Below are 2,947 nucleotides of genomic sequence, written 5' to 3'. Positions count from 1 at the left end.
ATGTGATAGGGCTAGGCTTGCTCATATAAGGCTCTCTCAGGTTCTGATTCCGACATCATAATCCTGAACTAAAAAACACTCAATACTAATAGTTATCATTTACTTTGATTTACACAGAGCAACGTAACTTGAATCACCAATTTATTTACCCTGGCATCCATACCGACAAAAAAGCCCTTTAGAAAACTAAAGGGCTTGAAGTGTTATAGCTATTTAACGTGAGCAGAATTAGCTGTTTGCTTGCTCTAGTTCGATCGTCTCATCTGCGGCTTTCGCTGCGTCTAGCATCTTACGAATAATGAACGATGCTGCCATTGCGATACCTACCATTACAACCGCTAGAACAGTCAGCATTTGGAAGTAATCACCGTAAACCGTTTGAACGATCTCTTGTGTGATCTCTTGGCCTTTCTCAAGTGCAATAGACGTTGAGAATACGGCACCAACAATGCCTGACATTGCGATTGCTACAGAGAATAAGCTTACTGAGAAGTTCTCGATGTGCTTAGGTGCAACAGACAGAATGAAGGCTACAACCATAGAACCAACAATAACTTCACCAAATGCTAGGAAGAAGTGGATTGCTAAGAACACTTCAGGGCGAATCAGAATGTCTTCACCTACGGTCGTTACTGCCATCGTTAAGATACCGAAAGCGATCGCCGTCAGAATGAAAGAGAAACCTACTTTGGTTGCGGTAGAGAAGTGAATATTTTTCTTTTCTAGCTTAGAGAAGATACCCGTAATAATAGGGCCTGCAACCATACACCAAAGTGGGTTCATTGCCATTGAAGCTTCCGGGGCTACAGGGATGAAGCCGAGTAGATCGCCACGCATTGTGTTGATCGCTACCATTGTCATCGACGTCATCATTTGGCCGTAGTACACGAAGAAGCATGTCGTCAGAAATGTGATGATTAAGATAGTACCCATTTTCAGCATGTCTGATTTCTTCGATTTCATCATCAAAGAGACAAAGTAGATGATTGCTGCCGCGCCGATCGCGTAAACGATGTTCTGACCAATATCCATGTTAGAGAACATGAAAAATACCAAGCCAATCATTGCAGCAGAAAGACCAAGGAACGCAGCCCAGTTTTTCGTGCTAACTGGTTTTTGGTCGATTTCAGCACTTGCTTCAACAAGGCCTTTGCGAACAAAGAGCATCATCAGAAGTGCAGCACCTGCTAGAACACCTGAAAGAAGGAAGCCACCGTGGAAACCGACAACTAGCACTAGCATTGGGAACAGGTATTGACCTAATAGAGCACCAATATTGTTTACTGAGTAGTTGATTGGGTAGCAATTTTCGAAATCTTCTTGAGTTTTGAACGTGCGTTTGTAAAGACTTGGGTAAGAAGGGGACATCAAACCACGCGCATAACTCGCTAAAGCAATACCACATAATGCCATTGGAACATTAGTCGCTGCGGCACCGAGTACCAGTAGACCGTACCCACTTGCGAATCCGAGAAAGGCAATGGTCAATGATCGGTATGCGCCTAAAAATTTGTCGGCGATGAAACCGCCTGCGATAGCAAATAGCGGTCCGATTGCAGAGAAAGCACCAACAACCATCATGGTGTCGGCTTCGTTGTAGTTCAGATCTTCAAGGAAGAAACGAGTCAAGATCACCATGACGCCATAGAACGAAAGTCCGAACATCATTTGGCAGAACATCATTGATTTGTTTAATCTATTCCACATTATTTTATTCTCACATTTGTGTTGATATGTAGTGTAATTACCCAATTATAATATCATTAATAGCAATACATAAAATGAAACATTTGATGTGTTCGTTACTTTGCTCTCTATATCTTTTCTTATCGAGCGATTCATTTTTCTCATGCATTAAATATGCAATATTAGATTTTGCTAGTGGATGGTTGTGTAAATGTCGGTCAGATTTATTTGTTGCTAATTCGCGAGCCAAGAACGGAAAGTTACAGGTGGAAATCTTGTAAAATATTCAAGTGAGTATCACTTTCAATTAGCTGTTGGATTTTAGCCAATAAAAAAGCCAGCTTGGTGGCTGGCTTTGTTTGGGTATCGAAAACGACGTTTACGATAATGCCGTCTCTACAGCGGCTTTCTCGACTCGTGTTCTTAGCGGTTATTCACAAGGAGGAGCCATGTGGATCACGGCCAAGCCACCTAAGGACGTTTCACGGTACTTTTTGTTCATGTCTTTACCTGTTTGGTACATGGTTGCGATAACCTTGTCTAACGAGATAAGACACTTACTGGTGCGTTTCAGCGCCATACGTGATGCGTTGATGGCTTTCATTGCGCCCATTGCATTGCGCTCGATACATGGCACTTGAACAAGCCCACCGATCGGATCACATGTCATGCCTAGTGAGTGTTCCATAGCGATTTCAGCTGCGATGCAGATTTGTTCGTTGCTACCACCGCGTAGGGCGGTTAAGCCTGCTGCAGCCATTGATGAAGATACGCCAACTTCGCCCTGACAACCCACTTCTGCACCAGAAATCGAAGCGTTGGTTTTGTACAAGATGCCAATAGCGCCAGAGACTGCTAAAAAGTCTTTCAACTGCTTAGTGTCTAGCTCTTTGATGAAGCGGTGGTAGTACATTAGTACCGCAGGGATAACGCCAGCCGCACCGTTAGTTGGCGATGTTACGACTTGTCCACCCGCAGCGTTTTCTTCACTCACAGCAAAGGCAAATAGGTTAATCCAATCCATGATCTCCATTGGATCGTTTTCAATCGAAGCATTGGCCTCAAGCTTTTTCAAAAGAGCAGGGGCTCGACGCGTCACTTCTAGACCGCCATCAAGGATGCCTTCGGTGTCGAAGCCTCGCTGCATGCACAGAGACATCACCTTCCAGATTTGGTCGGCTTTTTGGTCAATCACGTCCATGCCTTGAAAAGACACTTCATTGCGCAGGATTAAGCCACCAAGGCTAAGCCCTTGCTGCTC

Annotated in this window: 2 protein-coding genes; both read right to left on the bottom strand. The window is 44.1% G+C overall.

Annotation, left to right across the window (positions count from 1 at the left end; genetic code table 11):
* Positions 1–228: 228 nt before the first annotated feature.
* Positions 229–1,707, bottom strand: coding sequence for a peptide MFS transporter (locus AB4496_RS13900; protein ID WP_086027533.1), 1,479 nt, complete (start codon positions 1,705–1,707; stop codon positions 229–231).
* A 409-nt stretch (positions 1,708–2,116) separates the two neighbouring features.
* Positions 2,117–2,947: L-serine ammonia-lyase (locus tag AB4496_RS13895; RefSeq protein ID WP_372131176.1), on the bottom strand; the 831-nt coding region annotated here is incomplete at its 5' end.

Origin of the sequence: Vibrio sp. 10N.222.46.A1 (assembly GCF_041473595.1) — a bacterium.
Taxonomy (GTDB): domain Bacteria; phylum Pseudomonadota; class Gammaproteobacteria; order Enterobacterales; family Vibrionaceae; genus Vibrio; species Vibrio tasmaniensis_A.
The sequence above is the reverse complement of the archived record's forward strand: the minus strand, read 5'-3'. Positions and strand labels throughout refer to the sequence as shown.